Annotated in this window: 13 protein-coding genes; 9 read left to right on the plus strand and 4 right to left on the minus strand. The window is 75.3% G+C overall.

Annotated features, from left to right (window positions below; genetic code table 11):
- Positions 1-111: 111 nt before the first annotated feature.
- On the plus strand, positions 112-1,392 hold the full coding sequence (locus OG871_RS22530; RefSeq protein ID WP_371498782.1) for a sensor histidine kinase: 1,281 nt from the start codon (positions 112-114) through the stop codon (positions 1,390-1,392).
- Here the strand turns inward: OG871_RS22530 and OG871_RS22535 are convergent.
- The 3 genes from OG871_RS22535 to OG871_RS22545 all read right to left on the minus strand — a co-directional run bounded on the left by OG871_RS22535 (position 1,357) and on the right by OG871_RS22545 (position 3,579).
- A complete protein-coding gene (locus OG871_RS22535) occupies positions 1,357-2,445 on the minus strand; it encodes an acyltransferase family protein (RefSeq protein WP_371498783.1) in 1,089 nt (362 codons plus the stop codon). The two genes, OG871_RS22530 and OG871_RS22535, sit on opposite strands and share 36 nt — an antisense overlap.
- A 113-nt stretch (positions 2,446-2,558) precedes the next feature.
- Complete coding sequence (locus tag OG871_RS22540; protein WP_371498784.1) at positions 2,559-3,023, minus strand: SUKH-3 domain-containing protein; 465 nt, start codon at positions 3,021-3,023, stop codon at positions 2,559-2,561.
- Positions 3,024-3,108: 85 nt separating this feature from the next.
- Positions 3,109-3,579, minus strand: a complete 471-nt coding sequence (locus OG871_RS22545) for a YwqJ-related putative deaminase (protein WP_371498785.1) — start codon at positions 3,577-3,579, stop codon at positions 3,109-3,111.
- A 459-nt stretch (positions 3,580-4,038) separates the two neighbouring features.
- On the opposite strand from OG871_RS22545, the gene OG871_RS22550 reads away from it, so the two are divergent.
- The 8 genes from OG871_RS22550 to OG871_RS22585 all read left to right on the plus strand — a co-directional run bounded on the left by OG871_RS22550 (position 4,039) and on the right by OG871_RS22585 (position 15,044).
- A complete protein-coding gene (locus tag OG871_RS22550; protein WP_371498786.1) occupies positions 4,039-5,142 on the plus strand; it encodes a Gfo/Idh/MocA family protein in 1,104 nt (367 codons plus the stop codon).
- Complete coding sequence (locus OG871_RS22555; RefSeq protein ID WP_371498787.1) at positions 5,139-6,119, plus strand: NAD-dependent epimerase/dehydratase family protein; 981 nt, start codon at positions 5,139-5,141, stop codon at positions 6,117-6,119. Before OG871_RS22550 ends, OG871_RS22555 begins: the two co-directional genes overlap by 4 nt.
- Positions 6,120-6,158: 39 nt before the next feature.
- Positions 6,159-7,310 carry a DegT/DnrJ/EryC1/StrS family aminotransferase gene (locus OG871_RS22560; RefSeq protein ID WP_371498788.1) on the plus strand — a complete coding sequence of 384 codons (1,152 nt, stop codon included), beginning with the start codon at positions 6,159-6,161 and terminating at the stop codon, positions 7,308-7,310.
- The gene (locus OG871_RS22565) at positions 7,307-8,827 is read left to right on the plus strand and encodes an MBL fold metallo-hydrolase (RefSeq protein WP_371498789.1); all 1,521 of its coding nucleotides are present in this window, start codon (positions 7,307-7,309) and stop codon (positions 8,825-8,827) included. Before OG871_RS22560 ends, OG871_RS22565 begins: the two co-directional genes overlap by 4 nt.
- Before the next feature lie 10 nt (positions 8,828-8,837).
- Positions 8,838-9,944 carry a DegT/DnrJ/EryC1/StrS family aminotransferase gene (locus OG871_RS22570; protein ID WP_371498790.1) on the plus strand — a complete coding sequence of 369 codons (1,107 nt, stop codon included), beginning with the start codon at positions 8,838-8,840 and terminating at the stop codon, positions 9,942-9,944.
- A 110-nt stretch (positions 9,945-10,054) separates the two neighbouring features.
- Entirely contained in the window at positions 10,055-11,056 is a 1,002-nt protein-coding gene (locus OG871_RS22575) for an SMI1/KNR4 family protein (protein WP_371498791.1), read from the plus strand.
- A gap of 43 nt (positions 11,057-11,099) precedes the next feature.
- Positions 11,100-13,673 carry an SUKH-4 family immunity protein gene (locus tag OG871_RS22580; RefSeq protein WP_371498792.1) on the plus strand — a complete coding sequence of 858 codons (2,574 nt, stop codon included), beginning with the start codon at positions 11,100-11,102 and terminating at the stop codon, positions 13,671-13,673.
- A 189-nt stretch (positions 13,674-13,862) separates the two neighbouring features.
- A complete protein-coding gene (locus tag OG871_RS22585) occupies positions 13,863-15,044 on the plus strand; it encodes a hypothetical protein (RefSeq protein ID WP_371498793.1) in 1,182 nt (393 codons plus the stop codon).
- A gap of 78 nt (positions 15,045-15,122) precedes the next feature.
- Here the strand turns inward: OG871_RS22585 and OG871_RS22590 are convergent, their stop codons facing one another.
- A complete protein-coding gene (locus OG871_RS22590) occupies positions 15,123-16,439 on the minus strand; it encodes a nucleotide sugar dehydrogenase (protein ID WP_371498794.1) in 1,317 nt (438 codons plus the stop codon).
- Between the last annotated feature and the right edge of the window lie 46 nt (positions 16,440-16,485).

A 16,485-nucleotide genomic window follows, 5' to 3' on the forward strand; every position in this document is an offset into this window, starting at 1 on the left:
CACGGGGTGCCGCGTCCGAGAGGTGGCCGGATGGCGGACAGCCGGGCGCGTGCCGCCGGTGGCCGGGAACTGGGTACGGCCGGGCGGGGGCCCGCCCGTAGGCTGTCCCCCATGAGCAAGTCGCCTGACGGGGGCGGGCCGGCCCACTCACTGTGGTGGTGGGAGCGGCGCCGCAGTGCGCTGCTGGACGTCGTGCTGGCCGTGCTGGCCGCACTGGAGTGCGCGTTCGGCGCGTACGGGGTGGTGCAGGACCGGTTCCACCAGGGGGTCGGGGTCGCGGTGGCGGCGGCCGTGCCGGGGGCGCTGGCGGGGGCGACCCTGGTGGTGCGGCGGCGCTGGCCGGCCGTGCCGGTGCTGGTGGCCCTGGTGTTCGTCCCCGGCCTGTTCGGGATCCTCCTGCTGGTGGTCTCGCTGTACACGCTGGCGGCCACCTGGGAGTGGCCGTCGCGGCGGCGGCGGGTGGTGGCGCTGTCCTCGCTGGCCCTGGTCGAGACCTTCGGCATGGTGCTGTTCGCGATCAACGCCCCGGAACAGGGCGATCCGGCCACACCACTGCCGCCGACCTGGGTGTTCGTCCTCATGGCCGCGCTGGTGGCGGTCGGGCTGACCGTCCCGCCGGTGGTCACCGGCCTGTACGTGGGGGCCAGGCGCCGCCTGGTCGAGTCGCTCCAGGACCGGGCCCACGGTCTGGAGGCCGAGCTCGGCCTGCTCGCCGAGCAGGCCAGGGAGCGGGCCCGCCGGGCCCGGCTGGAGGAGCGGACCAGGATCGCCCGCGAGATGCACGACGTGGTCGCGCACCGGGTCAGCCTGATGGTGGTGCACGCCGCCGCCCTGGAGCGGACCATCCCGCGGGACCCGGGCCGGGCGCAGCAGAGCGCCCGGCTGATGGGCGAGGTGGGCCGGCAGGCGCTGGACGAGCTGCGCGAGATCCTCGGAGTGCTGCGGATGGCGGAGCCGGTCGAGCAGACCGAACGGCCGGACAGCCTGGCCGGGCTGCCCCGGCTGGTCGAGCAGTCCCGGGCGGCCGGGATGCTGGTGGACCTGGCGGTCAGCGGGGACGACTGCCCGTACACCGGGCAGGCCGAGCGGACGGCGTACCGGCTGGTGCAGGAGGGGCTGACCAACGCGCACAAGCACGCCGACGGCGCCCGGGTGAGCGTGCTGGTCAGCTATCTGCCCAACGGGGTGCGGGTCACGGTGGTGAACGCCCCGGCCGACGGCGGGCGCGAGCAGGTCGCGCTGCCCAGCGGCGGCAACGGACTGGTCGGCATGCGGGAGCGGGTGGTGGCGCTGGGCGGCAGCTTCAGCGCGGGCCCGGCCGAGGACGGCGGCTTCCGGGTCGAGGCGCTGCTGCCGTCACGCCTGGCCGTCCGCTCGGACCGGCTCGCCTGACCGCGGCCCCAGCAGCCAGTCCAGCCGCGGCTGGACCAGCGGCCCGAAGAAGCGGACCGCCGCCGGGGTGGCGAGCAGGACGGCGAGGGTCAGGGCACAGGCGCCGAGCAGCGGCAGCGCGGTGTACCAGTGGTGCAGCCTGCGGGCGTGGTAGATCCCGGAGGCCTGGACGAGCTTCAGCGGCAGCCCGTGCAGCAGGTAGACGTAGAGGGAGGCTCCGCCCAGCGCCGTCCACCGGGTGCGGTGGTCGGGCAGCAGGGCCAGGAACGCCGCGCCGGCCACCAGGGACAGGCCGGCCAGGGCGAACCGGACGGCCACCCAGACCGGGTAGCCGACGTGCAGCTCGGCGGCGCTCTCGGTGTACTCCACCCAGCCCGGGTTCAGCAGTTTGGGCGAGGCCAGCCAGATCGCACCGAACACCGACGCCAGGGCGAACGGCGCGCAGCGGCGGACGGCCGGACGGCGCAGCGTGGCGAGGTCGCCGGGCCGCAGCACCAGGCCGAGCACGAACCACGGCAGGAAGCCCAGGGTGCGGCCGAGCGCCAGTTCCTCGGGGAAGGCGGCCATCGCCCCCGACCCGGTCGCGACCAGCACGGCCACCGGCAGCGGGTGGCGCAGCGCCGTCCACAGCGGCACGCTGAGCCGCCAGACCAGCAGGGAGAGCAGGAACCAGGTCAGCCAGCGGGGCTCCAGCAGCCGGATCGGGGCGAGCCGCTTCTCCAGGGCCATCCCGACCAGGTTGTACAGGAGCTGGAAGACCAGGTAGGGGATGGCCAGTTGGGAGATCAGCCGGCCGCCGTCCACCGGCGGCCGGCCCGGTCTCGGGCGGGCGAAGTACCCGCACAGGGTGATGAACACCGGCATCGAGAAGGCCGCGATGGTGAGCACCGCGGCGGCGACCGTCCGGTCCACCTCCAGCAGCGGCATCCAGGTGTGCGCGCAGACCACCAGCGCGATCGCGGCGAACTTGGCGTTGTCGAAGAGCGGTTGGCGTTCCGGCAGGTGGGCGGGCGGTGACGCCGTCGTGCGCGCGGCAGCCGTCTGGACGCTCATCGCGATTCCTCCCGGTGGTCCCCTCACAAGCTCCACATTCCGTGCGGCACAGTGTGGCGGCAACGGAGGCCCGGTGGGAGGGGATTGGCCGGAGTCGGGACAACCGACGGCGGTCAGTCCGTCTCGGCCGCCGTCCGCAGGCGCTCCTGCGGCAGCCCGAGCACCAGGGTGCTGACGGCCTGGTCGATGGAGTGGCCGAGGAACCACTCGCCCGCGTGGTCCAGGCTGAAGACCCGGCCGCCCTCGTCGATGGCGAGCAGCGCCTGGCCGAACGCCTCCTCGCCGAGCGGTGCGACCTTGCTGTCCAGCGCCCGACCGAGGTCGGCCAGCGTACGGGGCTGGTGCAGCCCGCAGCGCGGGTCCAGCAGGAACGGCGTCCTGGCCTGCGCGCGGCCGGCCCCGGACAGGTCGAAGGAGAGCCCGCCGAACTCGGCCCAGGCCTCCACGGCGGCGGGGAACACCGAGTGCCGGACGTCCGGTGGCGCGCCGTGGGCGGCCAGCTCGTCGGCCCACTGCTCGGCCTGGATGATCTCCCAGCGGCCGGGGTGCCAGCCGGCCTGTTTGAGGGCGGCGGCCACGTCGGCCGGGAAGCGGGGCTGGGTGCGGACCGCGGACGGGTTCAGGGTGTGCTCCGGTGACTGGGGGGCAGGGGAGGGGCGTCGCTCAGCGGGCGGTGGGCCCGACCGCGACGCTCGTCACGTTCAGGTGGTCGAGCAGCGGGGTGCAGGAGCGGCAGGGCGGCGCGTGGGTGCCGTGCGCCGGATCGCCCTCCTCGCGGATCCGCACGGTGGTCATCCGGGCGCCCTTGAGGGCCTTGCGCGCCTCCTGCAGGCTGAGCGGCTTGCGGGCCGCCCGCTTGGACCGGCCGGCGTCCACCCCCGCCAGGAACTGCGAGAGCAGCGCGGGCTCCGGGCAGTGGCCGAGGAAACGCTCCCGGTGCTCGACCGGCAGCTCCGCCAGGAACTCGGCGACCAGCGGATGCAGCAGCGGCGCCCGGTCGGACTTGCCGCCGGCCAGCGTGTGGACCTCGCCGCCCTTGAGCGACAGCGCGGCGGCGACGGCCGGCAGCAGGCTGTCCCGCTGGTGGCGCAGCACGGGGGCCGGTGCGCCCGTTCGGGGCTCCGGATGGTCCATGGCTGCTCCTCGGCTGTGCTCGGCGCATCGGCAGTTCTCCGCTGCCGGGGGTCTGCTGACGGATGGTGACCACCGGTGCCGGCCGGGGCCGACACGAGGTGGTGGGACCAGACTGCCAAACGCCTCCGACACCCGGCGCCCCGGGGTGGTGCGGCCGGTGCTCCGGTGCCGGTCGGCGGCGGTGTACGGAGCGTGCGCTCCAGGCTGCCGGGCCGGGCCGGGGCTGTGCCGGGTTTCCGGATTCGGACCCTTTTCGGCCGCGGTGCCCGGTACCGTTCCACTGCGAGGTCAGAGGGGTCGGGCCGTGGGGAGAGCGGCCTGTGCCCGGGCTTCGCCGGGCAGCAGAGGCAGCCGGGGCGAGGAGGCTTCCGGGGCCGGGGCAAGGGGGGTCTTGCGGTGGCGAGCGGGTCCAGGGACGTGGCGCACGAGGCGCCGGGTGAGCATGTGCCGACTCCGGGGGTGGCCGAGCCGCAGCCGGTCGAGCGGATCGGACTGGCGGTGGTCGGCGCCGGGTACTGGGGGCCGAACCTGGTCCGCAACGCGCAGCAGACGGCCGGGCTGCGGCTGCACTGGTTGTGCGACCTCGACGAGGAGCGCTCCCGGCGGGTGCTCGGCGAGTACAGCACGGTGCGGACCACCACCTCCTTCGACGAGGTGCTGGCCGACGAGCGGGTCCGGGCGGTGGCGATCGCCACCCCGGCCGCAGCGCACTACAAGCTGGTCAGGGCGGCCCTGGAGGCCGGCAAGCACGTCCTGGTGGAGAAGCCGATCACCACCACCGTCGCGGACGCGGCCGAGCTGGTGGAGCTCGCCGAGGAGCGCGGGCTGGTCCTGATGTGCGACCACACCTTCTGCTACACCCCGGTGGTCCGCCGGATCCGCGAGCTGGTGCACGGCGGCGAGATCGGCGACATCCAGTTCTTCGACTCGGTCCGGATCAACCTCGGGCTGGTCCAGCCCGACGTCGACGTGCTCTGGGACCTCGCCCCGCACGACCTGTCGATCCTCGACTTCGTGCTGCCGCCCGGCGTCGAACCGGTCGGGGTGAGCGCCCAGGGCGCGGACCCGATCGGGGCCGGCCGGGCCTGCGTGGCCTATCTGACGGTCCGGCTCAGCAACGGCGCGCTGGCGCACTGCCACGTCAACTGGCTCTCCCCGACCAAGGTCAGGACCACCCTGATCGGCGGCTCCCGCCGCACCCTGGTCTGGGACGACCTCAACCCGCAGGCGCGGCTGGCCGTCCACGACCGCGGTGTCGACCTCACCCCGCCGGACGAGCTGACCGACGCCATCCGGCACCGGGCCCTGATCTCGTACCGGGTGGGCGACATGGTCGCCCCCGCGCTGGTCGAGCAGGAGGCCCTGCGCAACGTGATGGGCGAGTTCGCCGCGTCCATCACCGAGGGCCGCGCCCCGCTCACCGACGGCCGCTCGGGCCTGCGGGTGCTGCAGCTGCTGCACGCCGCCTCGCGCAGCCTGGAGCTCGGCGGGGCCACCGTACCGGTCGGCGGCGCCGACGACACCGAACTGATCACCGCTCAGGAAAGGGCCGTCGCCCGATGAACGCTGTCGCCATTGAGGGCTCCCGCTGCCTGGTCACGGGCGGGGCCGGCACCATCGGCTCCACCGTCGTCGACCAGCTGATCCGGGGCGGGGCCCGCGAGGTGATCGTGCTGGACAACTTCGTCCGCGGCCGGACGGAGAACCTCGCCACCGCGCAGGCCGCCGCGGCGCCCGGCCAACTCCGGGTGGTGGACGGCGACATCCGGGACCGCGCACTGCTGCGCGACCTGCTCGGCGACGACACCGACCTGCTCTTCCACCTCGCCGCGATCCGGATCACCCAGTGCGCCGCCGAACCCCGGCTGGCCCTGGAGATCATGGTGGACGGCACCTTCGACGTGGTCGAGGCCGCCGCCGAGAAGGGCGTGAAGAAGGTCATCGCCTCCTCCACCGCCTCGGTCTACGGACTGGCCGACACCTTCCCGACCCCCGAGACCCAGCACCCGTACCACAACGACACCCTCTACGGCGCCGCCAAGGTCTTCAACGAGGGCCTGCTGCGCAGCTTCCACGCCATGTCCGGGCTGGACTACGTCGCACTGCGCTACTTCAACGTGTACGGCCCGCGGATGGACGTGCACGGCCGCTACACCGAGGTCTTCATCCGCTGGATGGAGCGGATCGCCGGCGACCAGCCGCCGCTGATCTTCGGCGACGGCGCGCAGACCATGGACTTCGTCCACACCGAGGACATCGCCCGGGCCAACCTGCTGGCGGCCGAGGCGGCGGTCACCGACCGGGTCTACAACATCGCCAGCTCCACCGAGGTCTCGCTGCGCGGCCTCGCCGACGCCCTGCTGGCCGCCATGGACCGCACCGACCTGGACGTCGAGCACGGTCCGGCCCGCGGTACCGCCGGCGGAGTGGTGCGGCGTCTGGCCGACATCTCCGCGGCCGAACGCGACCTGGGCTGGAAGCCCGAGCTGGGCCTGGACGAGGGCCTGCGCCAGCTGGTCGCCTGGTGGCGCGAGCAGTAACCCCCCGTCTCTTCCCGTCACGTCCTTCGGAGCATCCCCGTGTCCGTCATTCCCGCGATGCCCACCATCCCCGTGATGCTGCCCTGGCTCGGCGAGGAGGAGGCCGAGGCCGCCGCGGCGGCCGTCCGTTCCGGCTGGGTGGCCCAGGGCCCCCGGGTCGCCGAGTTCGAGCGCGCCTTCGCCGACCACCTCGGCGTCGAGCACGCCGTCGCGGTGTCCTCCTGCACCACCGCGCTGCACCTGGCCCTGATCGGCGCCGGGGTCGGGCCCGGCGACGAGGTGGTGGTGCCCTCGCTCTCCTTCATCGCCACCGCCAACGCCGTCACCTACGTCGGCGCGGTGCCGGTCTTCGCCGACGTCGACCCGGCCACCGGGAACCTGACGGCCGACACGGTCGCCGCCGCGCTGACCGGGCGCACCAGGGGCGTGATCGCCGTCGACCAGGGCGGTGTCCCGGTCGACCTCGACGCGATCCGCGCCCTGGTCGAACCGCGCGGCATCACCGTCGTCGAGGACGCCGCCTGCGGCGCCGGCTCCGTCTACCGCGGCCGGCCGGTCGGGTCCACCGCGCAGATCGCCGCCTACTCCTTCCACCCGCGCAAGCTGCTCACCACCGGCGAGGGCGGCATGGTCACCTGCCAGGACGGCGAACTCGCCGCCCGGCTGCGCCGGCTGCGCGAGCACGGGATGAGCGTCTCGGCCGCCGACCGGCACGCGGCCGCCGGCGGCGGGGCGGGCGTGGTGGAGACGTACGACGAGATCGGCTTCAACCACCGGATGACCGACATCCAGGCCGCCGTCGGCCTGGTCCAGCTGCGCAAGCTGCCCGCCATGGTCGCGCGCAGGCGCGAACTGGCCGCCCGCTACCGGGAACTGCTCGGCCCGCTGGCCGAAGGCCTGGTCGCCGACCCGGCCCACGGCACCGGCAACTTCCAGGCCTGCTGGCTGCTGCTGCCCGACGGCGCCCCGGACCGCACCGTGGTGCTGACCGCGCTGGCCGCCGCCGGAGTCTCGGCCCGCCGCGGCATCATGGCGGCGCACCTGGAGACGCCCTACAAGGGCACCGCCAGGCTGCCGCTGCCCGCCACCGAGCTGATCACCCGGCGCTCGCTGATCCTGCCCCTCTACCACTCCCTGACCGAGGCCCAGCAGGACCAGGTGGTCGCCGCGCTCCGCGAGGCCATCGGGTGACGCTGCCGGCCGGGACGTCGATCAGACACCTCGGGCACGCCGGCTTCGTGGTCGAGCACGCCGGCCTGCGCATCCTGATCGACCCCTGGTTCCACCCGGCCTTCCTGGGCGCGTGGTTCCCGTACCCCGACAACCGGGAGCTGCTGCCCGAGACGGTCGCCGGGCGGTACGACTACCTCTACATCTCGCACACCCACGAGGACCACTTCGACGAGCGGCTGCTCGCCCAGCTGTCCCGGGAGACCACCGTCCTGGTGCCGCGCTTCCGGACCGGCGAGCCTGGCCGGCGCCTGGCCGCGCTCGGCTTCGGCGAGCAGGTCCGGCTCGGCCACCGCGAGCAATACCGGCTCGGGCCGGACTGCACCGCCACCATGCTGCTCGACACCAGCCACAAGGAGGACAGCGGACTGCTGCTGGACCTCGGCGGCCACCGCTTCCTCGACCTCAACGACTGCAACACCCCGATGTCCGAACTCCCCGGCGACATCGACCTGCTGGCCGCCCAGTACTCCGGCGCCATGTGGTACCCGAACGCCTACGACTACCCGCCCCGGGCGATGGCCGCCAAGACCGCCGCCGTCCGCGCCGACCTGCTGGACACCCTGGTCCGCAAGGTCCGGCTGACCGGGGCGAGGGCCTACCTGCCGTCGGCCGGACCGGCCTGCTTCCTGGACCCGGAGCTGGCCCGCTTCAACGACCGCGAGCGGACCATCTTCCCGCACTGGGAGGACGTCGCCGAGCGGTTCGCCGAGGCCTGCCCGACGACCGAGGTGATCCGCACCGCCCCGGGCGACCGCATCGACGCCCCCGCCCCGCCCGGCCGCTGGCACAGCGACCCCGAGGGCTACCTCGCCGACTACCGCGAGCGCCGCCGGACCGAGTGGGAGGCCTACCACCGCGAGCCGGTCGAACCGGTCACCGCCGCCGAGGTCGAGGCCCACTTCGAGCGGCTGCAGCGGCTCAACCGCCCACTGCTCGCCGACTACCGGGCCGGTCTGCGGCTGGAGGCCGAGGGCACGGCCTGGGGGCTGGCGCTGGGCCGACTCGCCGAACACGTCGAGCTGGAGGACGAGCCGGTCGACCCCTCGTACGTGATCAGGGTGCCCGCCCGCGCCCTGCGGGCCGTCCTGGACGGCCGGACCGGCTGGGAGGAGGCGCTGCTGTCCATGCGGCTCAGCCTGCACCGCGACCCGGACGTCTTCGACCTCACCCTGCTCAGCCTGCTCCGGTACGGCCACCGGCCCGCCCAGACCAGGCAGCTGGTACGCGAACGCACCAGGACCGAGACCATCGAACGTGACGGCCTGCGGCTCCAGCGCTACTGCCCGCACGCCGGCGAGGACCTGAGCCACGCCGTGATCGCCGACGGGCTGGTCGAGTGCCCGCGCCACCACTGGAAGTGGGACGCGGCCACCGGTGCCTGCCTCGCCGGCGGTGCGCTCCCGCTGCTCGTCGAGCCGGCGGAGCCGCCCAAGGACGCCCATCCACCCCGGCCCGAGGGCCGGACAACCAGCTGAGGAGCCCCGGGTGACCGACATCCCGCTCGTCGACCTGCAAGCCGCCCACGCCGAGATCGCCGAGGAGGTCCGGGAGGGCTTCGACCGGGTCCTGCTGAGCGGCGCGTACATCAAGGGCCCCGACGTGGTGGCCTTCGAGGAGGAGTACGCGGCGTTCTCCGGGGTCCGGCACGCGGTCGGCGTCGCGAACGGCACCGACGCGCTGGAGCTGGCCCTGCGCGCCCTCGACCTGCCCGACGGCGCCGGGGTGGTGCTGCCGGCCAACACCTTCGTGGCCACCGCCGAGGCCGTGATCCGGGCCGGGCTGCGTCCGGTGCTGGTCGACGTCGACCCCGACCACCTGCTGATCGACCCCGCCCGGGTCGCGGAGGCGCTGCCGCGGGCCGCCGCCGTCGTCCCGGTCCACCTGAACGGCCAGCTCGCCCCGATGCGGCCGCTGCTGGACCTCGCGGGCGACCGCCCGGTGGTCGAGGACGGCGCGCAGTCCCAGGGCGCCCGGCAGGACGGCCGGCTCTCCGGCTCCTGGGGCCGGATCTCCGCCACCAGCTTCTACCCCGGCAAGAACCTCGGGGCCTACGGCGACGCCGGCGCGGTGGTCACCGACGACGCCGCGCTGGCCGCCGCCGTCCGGCTGATCGGGGACCACGGTTCCGGCCGCAAGTACGTGCACGAGCGGTTCGGATTCAACTCCCGGATGGACACCCTGCAGGCCGTCGTACTGCGCGCGAAGCTGCGCCGGCTGCCCGCCTGGAACGCGGCCCGCCGCGCCGCCGCCGACCGCTACGACCGGCTGCTGGCCGGCCTCGACGGCCTGACCACCCCCCGCACCCCGCCCGGCAACGAGCACGTCTGGCACCTGTACGCGGTACGGGTCGAGCGCGGCCGGGACACCGTCCTGGCCGAGCTGCAGGCCGCCGGGATCGGGGCCGGCGTGCACTACCCGGTCCCCGTCCACCTGCAGCCCGCGTTCCACCACCTGGGCCACCCGGCCGGCGCCTTCCCGGTCGCCGAGCGGGCCGCAGGCGAGATCCTCACCATCCCGCTGTACCCCCAGATCACCGAGGCCCAGCAGGAGCGGGTGGCCGAGACCCTGGCCAAGGCACTGGCCCGGATCTGACCGCCCGCGCCCCGCGCGCGACAACCTCCCGGGCGGGGGGACGGCCCCCCGCCCGCACCCCCTACGCTGGACCCCAGCAAATCTGCTTCAGCCAGTGTGGGGGCACCCAGATGACGACAGGTCGGCCCGCCACCGCCGCCGCGCCCAACTCGGCGTACGCGGGTCAGGTGGTGCAGTTCCCGGACCCGGTCCGGGCCGCCCGACACCCCGCCGGGGTACGGGTGGACGAGTACGGCTACCCGGACTTCAGCGCCTACGCGGTGGCCGCCGCCGAGGTGGCCGACCCGCCCGAGGGCTTCGGCGTCGACGAACTGCGGCTCACCGACTACGTCTCGGCCAACGCGGCCCTCTACACCCAGGGCCACGAGCTCTGGGCCGACCTGGAGACCGCCGTGGCCACCCCGCCCGGCTGGACCTGGCACCACGTGGTCGGCCGGCCCGCCCCGGGGCTGCGCCGGATGGAGCTGATCCCGGTCGAGGTCAAGGCCCTGCTGCGGCACCACGGCGGCCTGGCCCGCTCCACCGCCGACCACGGCCGGCGCGGCACCCGTCCGCTCCAGGAGCACCGTCCGGTGCACTTCTCGCTCGCCAGGGACGGCGGCGACCCGCTGGCCGTCCCCGAGGACCAGATCCAGCGCGCCGAGCAGCGGCTCGGCCACCCGCTGCCCGCCGCCTACCGCGGCTTCCTGAAGCTGGCCGGCGGCCGCGCCCCGGCCGGGGTCGCGCTGGACGTCGAGTGCGGCATCCTGCTCGACCAGCCCTTCCTGACGATCAGTGACGAGTACGGCGCCCACGACCTGGTGTACGCCAACAAGTGCCTGCGCGACCACCTGACCAAGGACTACCTGGCCGTCAGCTACGTCCAGGGCGGTCTGCTGGCGGTCAAGGTGCGCGGGGAGCAGCTCGGGTCGGTCTGGTTCTGCCCGTACGACGACGCCCGGGACTCGGCCGTGCCCGAGCCGCCCGAGGAACGGGTGGCCCGCTTGCTGCTGCCCTGCGGGGAGAGCTTCGACGCCTTCCTGCTCCGGCTGGCGGGCAGCCCGCCGGAGCTGGAGACGGTCGCGGAGCTGATGGTGGACGGCGGGTTCGCCCGTGCCGTCCCGGTGAACTGATGCCGGAGCACACGGTGGCCGGTGAGGAAGGGGTGGAGGGGGCGTGGTGACGACCTACGCGCAGGCTCAGGAGACCGCCGAGGAGTGGATCAACGGCGGGGTGCCGCGTTCCCAGCACCGTGAGGTCCGGGTGCGCGAGTTCGACCTGGGCTTCGTCTGCTGGGCCGACGACCGTGCCGAGGGGCCGGCGGCGGAGGGCGGCGGCCCCCGGCTGGTGATCACCCGGGACAGCGGGGCCAGCACGCTCTGGCCGCCGCTGCCGGTCAACGAGGTGGTGCGGCAGTTCGAGGAGCGCTACGGCAGCCGGACCGAGCCCAACCCGGCCGGCGCGGCCAGGCCGGTGCCCGGCGCGGTCGAGGCGACCTCCTTCCTGCTCAGCCCGCCGCAGTGGTTCGAGCAGGCCGGCGCCGACGCGCTCGCCGCCGAGGCCGCCGAGCTGGCCGCGCAGACGGCCGCCGCGGCCGGGCCCGCCCTCGGCGCGGCTCCGGCCGCCCCGCTCCCGGAGCCCGCGCACCTGACCGCCCCGCCCGCCTCGGACCGGCCGGCCGGGGACGCGCCGACCATGCTCGCGCCGCCGGCCGCCCGGGACGAGGCGCCGCTGCCGGGTGCCGTGCCGCCGCCGGCCGCCGAGCCGTACGGCGCCGCCGTCCCGTCGGCCGGGTCCGAGGGCCTGACCGTGCCGATGCCCGGTGGTTACGGCCTGAGCGCCCCGCACGCCCCCGTCGCGGACTCCGAGGGGCTGACCGTGGCGCTGCCCGGGCCGGTCGGGCCCGCCGCCGCGGCGCCGGTACCGGTGGACGCCACCATGCCGATGCCCGAGGGCTTCCTCGCCGGGGCCCCCGACCTGACCGCGGCCCCGCCGCCCCCGCCGGGCGCCCGGCCCGTCCCGCTGCCGCCGCCGCCCGGCTTCCCGCCGCCGTCGGCCCCGCCCGGCCCGCCCGCGCCGTCCATCGAGCACGCCGCGACCATGCTGGCGACGCCGGAGAACCTGCCCGGCAGGCCCGCTCCGGTCACGCCGCAGCCGGGCCCGTCCATCGAGTACGCGCCGACCATGCTCGCCTCCGACGGCCCGCCCGGGCTGCTGGGCCTGCCCGGCGCACCCGGTGCGCCCGTCCCGGGCGCCCCGGCGCCCGGTCTCGGCCGGTCCGGCCCGGCCGTCCCGCCGCCGCCCCCGCCCGCCGACCTGGGCCACGGCCGCGCCGGCGGTGCCGGCGCCGCGCCCGGTGCGCCGAGCGGCCGCAACGCCCCCACCGCGCCACCGCCGCCGGCCCCCGCCGACCTGCACGGGTCCGCGGACAGCCGCTCGGGTGCGGGCGGCCGCGGCGGTGCCGGCGCACCCCCGCCGCCGGTCCCCGTGGAGCTGAGCCCCGGCGCGGGCCGGCCGGCCGCCGAGCCGCCGCGCCCGGCCGCCTCGGACGTGGCGTACCAGGCCACCCAGCTGGCCACCCCGGCCGTCGACCTGTCGGCCGGCGGGCCGCCGCTGCCTCCGCCGCCCCCGCCGGGGGCCGTCCCGAGCCCGGGCGCGCCGCCGGTCGGCTACGGCTATCCCGTCCCGGGCGGGGCGCCCGCGCCCGCCCCGGTGCTGGCCCCGCCGGCCGTGCCGCAGGGCGTCCAGCCGCCGCCGGTGGCCCCGGTGGCACCGGGCACACCCGCGATCGGCCCGGGCACCCAGGCCGTGGTCAGCTACCGCGGTCCGGACGGTTCCGAGCAGACCCTGCTGCACCGCAGCGAGCCCGGCACCCCGCACCCGGAGTGGAAGGCGCTGCAGGACCTGCGGGCTCTCAACGTGCCGCCGGACCAGGTGCTGGAGCTGCACACCGACCTGGAACTGTGCGACCTGCCGGGCGGCTACTGCGCCCGCATGGTCAAGGCGTCCTGGCCCAACGTGCGGATCAGCCACACCGTCCCGTACGGCCGTGACCAGCGGGCCCGGCAGGCCGGGATGGCCCAGCTCAACGACCACCTGGACCAGCTGCACCAGCTGGCCGCCGCCCCGCAACGGCCGCGCCCGGTCCGGGTGCCGCTGCCCGCCCCCGGGGTGATCCCGCAGCTGCCGCCGCTCGCCCCGCAGCAGCTCGCGGGCGAGCTCGGCCAGTCCTTCGGCCCGGGTGTGTTCCGCTTCGAGCAGCGCGCGGTCGCCCGGCAGGGGGTGCCCGAGCCGGTCTCGCAGACCCTGATGTGGGCCGGGCTCCCGCGGGAGTTCGCACCGTTCTTCTGGGCCCAGGCCCAGGAGGGCCGGCCGATCCCGACGCTGGCCGAGCTCGCCGCGGAGCGCGGCCGCCCGGCCGCCCCGGACTTCGGCGGGTACCTGGTGCTCGGCAACGACTACGGCCGCCAGCTGTGCGTGCAGTACGGCACCGCGGCGGTGGTCGCGGTGGACCTGGACGGGCCCGGCGAGGCCCCGCGCTTCGTCAACAGCGGGGTGCCGGAGTTCGTCCGCAGCCTCGCGGTGCTCGGGCGGATGTGGCGCCTGCGGTACGGGCTGACGCCCGAACAGGCGGGCCGCTGGACGACCGACCTCCAGGCCCAGCTGATCGCCGTCGACCCGGCCGCGCTGTACACGCCGGAGAGTTGGTGGGCGGTGCTGGTGGAACAGTTCTGGGACGGCTTGATGTAACCGCGTCAGGTACGGGCACGAAGGGGCCGGGCCGGATAAGGTGCGGCTCCTTCGGGTTGCGGTGCGGCCTCGCCTTCTTGGGCTTTCCAGCGTATCTGCGCAAAATAGGTCAAGAGGATGGGCAGTATTAGTCCTCGACGACCACATCGGATGAGGGCTGCGCAGCCCGCGAGCACGAAGGAAGAGCCGATGAGCGATGCCGTCTCCCCGTCCGGCTTCACCGTTGCCCGGCGAGGCTATGCACCCGAGCAGGTCGACCGGACGCTGGACGCGTTGAGTGTCGACCGGGACCGGGCCTGGGAGCGGTTGAGCGTCCTCGGCGCGGGTCTGCGCGAGATGGAGAACCGGCTCGCCGAGGTGGTGCAGGCCGCCGCTGACGCGCCGGAGCCCGACTACGGGCGGCTCAGCGACCAGGCGGCCGCCCTGATGGCGATCGCCGACGCCGAGTCGCTGGCCGTGCGGACCGCGGCCGAGCGGGCCGCGGAGGACGCCAGGGACAACGCCTACGAGGCCGGGCAGGACGCCGACCGGGCCGCCAAGGAGTATGCCGGGACGGTCCGCAGAGAGGCGGACGAGGCCGCCCGCCGGACCGAGGAGCGCACCCGGGCGGAGTCCGAGCGGCTGCGTGCCGAGGCCGACCAGGAGGCCCGGGCGATCCGCGACGGCGGCACCGGCGACGCGGCCCGCACCCGGGTGGAGGCGGCCGAGGCCGGGGAACGGGCCGAGGGCAAGCTCGCCGAGCTGCGGCGCCGGGCCGACGAGATGTTCGCGGCGGCCGAGGCCAAGGCCGACGGCGAGGACACCAAGATCTCGGCGACCGCGGAACGCCGTCTCCGGGAGGCCGAGCAGCACCGGGAGACCGTCCTCGGGGAGATCCGCCGGATCGAGGGCGAGGCCCAGGCCAAGGCCGACGACCTGATCATGAAGGCCCGCCACGAGGCCGAGCGGGTCCGCACCGCGAGCGAGCGCGAGCAGCGTGACTTCACCACCCGGCTCGACGTCGTCCAGACGCACCTGGACCACATCAAGGAGACCCTGGCGGCGCTGACCGGCGCGGCGGTCGGCGCGGTCGAGGCCCAGCCGGCCCTCCCGCCGGGGGCCCCGGCCGCCGCTCCGGCCCCGGCCCCGGCTCCCGCGCCCGCGCCCGTGCCCGGCGCCGAGGCGGAGACGGCCGGGCTGCCGTCCGTCCCGCCGCTGCCCGACGCGCTGCCCGCGGCCGAGACGCCGCCGTGGGCCCGCAAGCCGCCGCTGGAGGCGGCCGAGGCCCCGGCCGACCTGCCCTCCGAGGTCGAGACGAAGATCGTTCCGAAGATCGTCATCATCGACGACGGATCCGACTACGACGCCGGCCGGGTCATCCGCCGGGGCTGAGGCAGCGCCCCGGCGGATCACCCGGCCGGTCGGCCCGGGCCCGGGCCCGGGCCCGGGCCCCGGAGCACCTCGACGGCCTCAGAGCACCTCGACCGCCGCGCCGGTGAGCCGGCGGCGGCAGTCCAGTACGTACGGGGAGTGCTCGACGACCGCCTCGTAGTCGAACTCGTCGTGGTCGGCCAGCAGGATCACCGCGTCGGCCGCGGCGAGCTCCTCCGGGGTCGCCTCGACGCGTCGGACGCCGGCCAGCGGGCCGCCGCCGTGGCCGTCGTGCTCGGCGGCACGCTGACCGGGGATCTCCGGCTCGGCCACGTGGACGCCGACCACCACGTGCGGGTCGGCCGCGCGGACCTCGGCGCCCATCCGGGTGAGCAGCTCCACGACCCGGGCGGCCGGGGTCTCCCGGGCGTCGCCGGTGTTCTTCTTGTACGCCAGGCCGAGGACCAGCACCCGGGAGCCGTTGACCGCGCGGCGGCGCTGGTTGAGCGCCTCCGCCAGCCGCCGCACCACGTAGTCCGGCATGTGGCTGTTGACGTCGTTGGCCAGCTCCACGAACCGGAACGACTGGCCGAGCGCCCGCTCGACCCGCCAGGACAGGTAGGAGGGGTCGATCGGCAGGCAGTGCCCGCCGACGCCGGGCCCGGGAGTGAACCGCAGGAAGCCGAAGGGCTTGGTGGACGCGGCGTCGATCGCCTCCCAGACGTCGATGCCGAGGTCGTGGGCGAACATCGCCAGCTCGTTGACCAGCGCGATGTTGACGTGCCGGAAGGTGTTCTCCAGCAGCTTGGTCAGCTCGGCCTCCTTGCAGGAGGACACCGGGACCGTCCGCTCGACCAGCCGGCCGTAGAAGCCGTCGACGGCGGCCAGACCGGCCGGCGTGGTGCCGGAGACCACCTTGGGGGTGTTCTCCAGCTTCCAGGTCGGGTTGCCCGGGTCGATCCGCTCGGGGCTGTAGCCGAGGTGGAAGTCCTCGCCCGCCCGCAGGCCGGAGCCCTCCTCAAGGAGCGGTGCGAGCAGTTCCTCGGTGGTCCCGGGGTAGGTGGTCGACTCCAGCACCACGGTGGCCCCGGGCCGCAGGTGCTGCGCGAGCAGCCGGGCCGAGGACTCGATGTACGAGAGGTCGGGCACCCCGTCCCGCAGCGGGGTGGGCACGGTGATGACCGCGATGTCGAAACCGGCCACGTCCCCGGGCTCGGCCGAGGGCAGGTAGGCCCCGCTGTCGAGCAGCGGCCGCAGCCGCTCGGCGGGGATGTCCTCGACGTACGATTCGCCGACGGCCAGCCGCTTGATCCGGCGGTCGTCCACGTCGTAGCCGACGACCTCGTGCCCCACCTCGGCGGCCCGGACCGCCAGCGGCAGACCGACGTAGCCCTGGCCTGCGATGACCACGCGCATGACTGAAGTACCCCCTCCGTCGCGGTGACGCCCACACCGTGTTCAG

It is taken from the genome of Kitasatospora sp. NBC_00374, from assembly GCF_041434935.1.
Lineage (GTDB): Bacteria > Actinomycetota > Actinomycetes > Streptomycetales > Streptomycetaceae > Kitasatospora.